Genomic DNA, 5005 nt, shown 5'->3' on the forward strand with positions numbered 1-5005 from the left:
CCTCTCCCCCTCTCCCTTTCTCCCTTTCTCCCTTTCTAAATCGGACGCAGGCGGGTCACTTTTAAGTCAAACGGCCCCGAACCGACGGCACCAAACGCTCGAACGCGCACGATGTAGGTTCCCGATTGCGTAATGCGAGCGAACAGGAGAGAATTAGTCGTTCCGTCGGGGCCGTCGTCGTTTTCGGCGATGGTCAAGCCGTCAGGGGTCATGAGCGACACAATGGTATCGAAGCTATCGGAAAGAACGTCGATCGTGATTTGATCGCCTTCTTCTAACTGCACGAGATAATCGTGGGCGAAACCGCCTTGTCCGGTCGGAATGTCTGCTTCGGACAGGGTTCCGTTTATCTCACCGCTGGGTGGGAGTAACGAGGGGTTGTAGAGGTTATTTTGCGCTCGAACGGGAGTCGCGATCGTCTGGAGCGTCATTGCGATCGCCGGAACTGCGAGAGCTTGCGTCAGTCGAGCTATCAGAGCGTGTTTCATCGAATCTGCTATAAACCACTGGCTTCACAATACCAAGATACTCGAGGCACACACAGACAAAATTGAGGCAAGGATGCAAAAATTTACGCGCGATCGCCTGAAATCGATGGGGGACACTCTCTTAGAAGGGTTTCGCTGCCAGCCAGCCGTGCAATTGTTGGGGCTTTGGGCGATCGCCGCCACGATCGATCGCCTCTGGTTTATGTTCGATCTCCGAGTTCCCGATTGGGATCGCGCCGATTATCTCACGGGAACCCTCAATTACTGGAAAGCGTTTCAAACGCCGGACTGGTGGTCATCTGAGTGGTGGACGCAACTGTGGCTATTGTCCTCGAAGATTCCGCCGCTGACCTACATCTCGACGGTTCCCATCCATCACGCCTTCGGCACTGGATTCGATCGCACGACGCTCGTTAACCTCTTTTTTAGCGGAATTCTCCTCGTCAGCGTTTACGGCTTGGGACGCCATTTGTTTTCGCACCGCGTCGGGGTGTGGGCGGCGGTGTTGTGTTTGCTGTTTCCGGGGCTTATCGCCGTTCGTCTGGACTTTCTCCTCGACTATCCCCTCGCCGCCGTGACGACGTTGGCGTTTTTCACTCTCACGCTTTGGCGCAATGCAGATGACGATCGCCCCCACAGTTGGACGTTCGCCGTACTTTGGGGGTTGGCGTTGGGGGCGGGAATTCTCCTGAAACAGTCGATCGCCCTGTTTTTAACTGTTCCCATGCTTTGGGTTTTCGGAGAACTCACGATCTCGCGGCGTTGGGAAAAACTCCTACAATTCGTCGTCAGTTTCGGCGTGTCGGCGTTGGTGTGGGGATGGTGGTATCGCGCCAATTGGTTACTGGTTCTCACCTCTAGCAAACGCGCCACCATCGATTCGGCGATCGCAGAAGGCGATCCTCCTCTAAACCACCTCAAAGCCTGGACGTACTACCTGGAAATCCTCCCCGAACAAGTCTCCTGGCTGTTCCTCGCGGTGTCGATCTCCGGACTTGTCAAACTTCTATTGACTCAAAAAAACCGCCCATCTCCCCATCTCCCCCTCTCCCCCTCTCCCTCTCTAAAATGGCTCGCCGTCTTCCTCATCGGCGCTTATCTACTCTGTTCGTTCAACATTAACAAAGACTGGCGCTACAGCTTGCCCTATCTTCCCGTGTTGGCGACGGTGATGGCTTACGGGTTGACGGGGTGGGGATGGCGCGTGCGCTGGGGAACGGCGATCGCTGCGACGGGGTTGGCGGTGATTTCCCTGCGTCCGACGACGGAATTCGATCCGGCGACGACTCGCGCCTATCGAGGACAACCGTTTCCCCATACAGACGTTATCGCAGAGATTACCCGCACCGATCCGTATTTGCAAACGACGTTGGGGGTGTTACCGTCTACGCCAGCGGTGAACCAGCATAACTTGAATTATTACGGGGCGTTGGCGAATTTCCAGGTTTACGGGCGTCAGGTGGGGGTGCGATCGCGCGACGTTCCCCAAGATGTGCGATCGCTGTCTTGGTTCGTCACGAAGACGGGAGATCCGGGTTCGGTTCCCGACGCCTATGACGATACAGTCGCTCTCGTCGAAGACAGTGGCGAGTTTTCGCTTCATCGTCAGTTTCCCCTTCCCGACGGCGAACGGTTGAATCTCTACCGCCGCCAAAGCCCCTTCGTGACGATTACCGCCACGGAAACGCCGACGCTACCGCAACGCCTCAGCCTCGATAGCGTGATGGTTCCGCCCCGGATTCCGCCGGGATCTGCGGTTCCGGTGACGTATCAATGGTCGGGATCTTGGGCGAGATTCACCAAGGGTATGGTGTTGGTGACGTGGCGCAAGGTTGGCGATCGCGAGAACTCGGCGTTTTGGTTGCACGATCGCGCGATCGCGTCGGGGTTTTTGATGGCGCAACCGCACCCCGGCGACAGTGCGTGTCAGAGCGATCCCCATCGCTGTCGGTTTCAGGTGACGGAACGGACGGCGATGTATCCTCCGGCGACGTTACCGCCGGGAACGTACGCTCTCGAGGCGCGGTATTTGGATTTGGAAACGGGTGCGATTGAGGCGATCGCGATCCCGTCGCTGTCGATTTCTCTCGATCCGGCGGCGTCTCCCGTCGAAGCCCCCGAGTTAGATCGGGCTACGCAGTTTCGAGAGTTGGCGGCGGCGTTTCCCCAGGGAACGGTGGAGATCGATCGCGTTTTTGCCGAAATCGGACGCATCAATCAATACGATCCGGTGCAAGGGTATCTCGATCGCGCGATCGCTGCGTTGGAATCTCGCCTCGAACGGTATCCCAACCGCGCGGATTGGGCGTACGGGGTGGGGTTGGCGTGGGTGTTGAAGAAACGGGCCGATCGGGCAATTCCAGCTTTCGAGCGCGTGGTCGAACTCGATGGCGATAACCCTTACGCTTACGCGTATTTGGCGATCGTCAACCTGGCCGATTGGCATCCGGTAGCGGCGCAACGGGCCATCGATCTCGCGTTGGCGATCGATCCTACAATATCGGAACTACAGGTTCTCGACGGTGTGGCTGCGTTGATGCGCGGAAATCTCCTCCGCGCCTATCGAGTGCTGTCGTCTCTGTGATGGTGCGCGATCGGGGGGCGTCCGGTTGACGACAGTATCGGTGGAGAAAAGCCGTATCGCACCATACTGTCGATCGCCCGAAAATTCGATAAGGTCTGGAGAATCGCCGGGATTGATGCTTTTGAGAGTTTGAATGCGACTCGAGCAGTTACAAGCGTTTTTGGCGGTTGCCGAAACGGGCAGTTTTCAGAAAGCCGCGAAGTTGTGCGACGTCACCCAATCGACAATCAGTCGGCAGGTGCAGGGGTTGGAAGCAGAGGTCGGGTTGCCGTTGCTGCACCGAGGCGCTCAGGCTAAACTGACCGTCGCGGGCGATCGCTTTTTTCCCCACGCCCTCAAAATTTGTCGGGAGTGGAAATCGGCGCTGAACCAGTTGGCGGAACTCTCGGAAGGAAAGCAGTCAGAGCTTTGTGTGGCGGCGATTCATTCGGTGTGCGCTCAGTTTTTACCGCCGGTGTTGCAGCGGTTTTGTGTCGAACGTCCGAACGTGCAGTTACGCGTTACGTCCCTCGGGAGCGATCGCGCGTTGAAGGTGTTGCGAGATGGGTTGGTGGACGTGGCGATCGTGATGAACGACTCTCGTTTGACCGCATCGTCAGAAACGGTCGTTTCGACGTTGTTCGACGAGTCCGTCGAGGTGTTAATGGCGGCCGATCATCCGTTGGCACGGTACGATGAGGTTCCCTGGGAAGAACTGGCGCGTTACGAACACGTTGTTTTTAAAGACGGTTATGGAATGCAGCGGTTGGTTCGCGATGCCTTCAGTCGCCAAAATATGACCTTTAAAGCGGCTTTAGAACTCAATACGCTCGATGCGTTTCGTGGTATCGTCCGACAGGGAAATTTGATTTCGCTGTTACCGAAATCGGCTTTGTTAGAAGCGGTACGCGATCCGGGGCTGACGGTACGGGCGATCGCGCCCAATCCTTCGTTTCCCAGTTTGACGCGTCAGGTGGTGGTGGTGACGACTCAGGATCGATTGGCCATTCCGCCTATCGCCCAATTTTACGATCTCGTGTGCGAACTCGTACCGCGATCGGTCGAATCGACAATGTTAAAAAATATGATTACATATAGCAATCCTAAATAGATTGTGTAATAAACGTTGGGTAAAAAGGAAAAAGGGAACGGGGAATCGGGAACGGGGAACAGGAAATCGGGAATAGAGATAAAGAGTTCAGGATTGTTTCTGGTGCTTCGATTTGCTAAAACTCATTGGAAACTGCGATCGCATTTAAAATAAGATAATTGTGTCGAAACTTTTTTGAAAAAAACTAAATCGACAAAATTAAAGTATAATAGATAAAATTTGTTGAGCGTATCTCAAAAAATATAAATCGATCGGATGCAAACTTGAGTCCTCGAGTTAGCTGCGGTTGGGGTTCGACTTCGTGGGTGCATCTCAAAAATGTAAATTTATCAGATCGGAAGTCTCTGCACTGAATTGAGTTGTTGTTGGGTTTCGCGATCGCTCCACCCATGAACGGCAGCGTTGCCGAAGTCCATGAACGGCAGCGTTGCCGAAGTCCAACCTACCCCAGACTCACATTTTTACAAAGGTGAGTGAAATGCACCATTTTGAAAATTTGTTGTCGCGATCGGCAATCGATCGATTCTTTCAAAAAAATAGAAAACTTCTTGTTGTTAAGCACGATCTTAATTCTGCGCCAATTCAAGTTTGAAATGCAACGGTCTCCGATCCCTGACTATAAAATACCTCAGAAGGGGTTCGATAGTCAAGAGATTTTCGAGGACGATCGTTGAGTAAATCTACTGCTTTTTTGACCGCATCTGGTGACAAGATTTTAAAATTTGTTCCTTTCGGAAAAAACTGTCGAAGCATTCCATTTGTATGCTCGTTTAGTCCTCGCTCCCAGGAATGATAAGGATTGGCAAAGTAACAGGATACCCCCAGTTTTTGAGCCAGTTCTTC

4 protein-coding genes are annotated in these 5005 nt (G+C 53.8%); 2 read left to right on the forward strand and 2 right to left on the reverse strand.

The window, feature by feature from the left end; all coding sequences use genetic code 11:
• Positions 1-35 precede the first annotated feature (35 nt).
• The gene (locus tag POG22_RS03980; RefSeq protein ID WP_051044141.1) at positions 36-488 is read right to left on the reverse strand and encodes a PPC domain-containing protein; all 453 of its coding nucleotides are present in this window, start codon (positions 486-488) and stop codon (positions 36-38) included.
• A 73-nt stretch (positions 489-561) separates the two neighbouring features.
• On the opposite strand from POG22_RS03980, the gene POG22_RS03985 reads away from it, so the two are divergent.
• Both POG22_RS03985 and POG22_RS03990 read left to right on the forward strand, forming a co-directional pair.
• Positions 562-3072 (forward strand): phospholipid carrier-dependent glycosyltransferase, encoded by a 2511-nt coding sequence (locus tag POG22_RS03985; RefSeq protein ID WP_498903772.1) that lies wholly within the window; start codon positions 562-564, stop codon positions 3070-3072.
• Between the two features lie 133 nt (positions 3073-3205).
• Positions 3206-4162, forward strand: a complete 957-nt coding sequence (locus POG22_RS03990) for a LysR family transcriptional regulator (RefSeq protein WP_498903773.1) — start codon at positions 3206-3208, stop codon at positions 4160-4162.
• A gap of 582 nt (positions 4163-4744) precedes the next feature.
• On the opposite strand, the gene POG22_RS03995 is transcribed toward POG22_RS03990, so the two are convergent.
• On the reverse strand, positions 4745-5005 hold a 261-nt coding region (locus POG22_RS03995), incomplete at its 5' end, for an IS30 family transposase (RefSeq protein ID WP_498903775.1).

Origin of the sequence: Geitlerinema sp. CS-897, assembly GCF_028368005.1 — a bacterium.
GTDB classification, from domain to species: Bacteria; Cyanobacteriota; Cyanobacteriia; order Cyanobacteriales; family Geitlerinemataceae; genus Baaleninema; species Baaleninema simplex.